Raw genomic sequence first — 477 nt, forward strand, 5'->3', positions numbered from 1 at the left:
GAAAGGTTATAAAGTAATGATTGAATATCAAATAGCAGAACAATTATTATCGATTAAGAAACCTAATGTTGGCACATTATCACAAATTGGTCAATATTGTGATTTAGCTATAGTTGTAGGAGGTGATGGTAATTTGTTATGTGCAGGTTATATTTTGTGTGGTTATAACATAAAAATAATTGGTGTAAATAGAGGAAATTTAGGTTTTCTTACCGATTTAAGTCCTGATAAAGTGTTAAAACAGTTATCAGATGTTTTATCTGGAAAATATATATTAGAGAACAGGTTTTTACTAGAGATTCAAATATGTCAAGAACACGGAGAAAGTTATGTTAATACTGCTATAAATGAAGTAGTTTTACATGCGGATAAAGTAGCTCATATGATAGAATTTGAAGTTTATATTGACGAAAGTTTTGCTTTTTCTCAGAGATCAGATGGTTTAATTATTTCTACTCCTACAGGTTCGACAGGTTA

Annotated in this window: 1 protein-coding gene; it reads left to right on the top strand. The window is 29.4% G+C overall.

Going from position 1 to position 477, the window contains the following annotated elements:
• Positions 1–477, top strand: a 477-nt coding sequence (locus LDP10_RS03205) for an NAD(+)/NADH kinase (RefSeq protein ID WP_265197283.1), incomplete at both ends; no start/stop codon positions are given.

This window comes from Buchnera aphidicola (Pemphigus obesinymphae) (assembly GCF_026122815.1).
Taxonomy (GTDB): domain Bacteria; phylum Pseudomonadota; class Gammaproteobacteria; order Enterobacterales; family Enterobacteriaceae; genus Buchnera_C; species Buchnera_C aphidicola_BJ.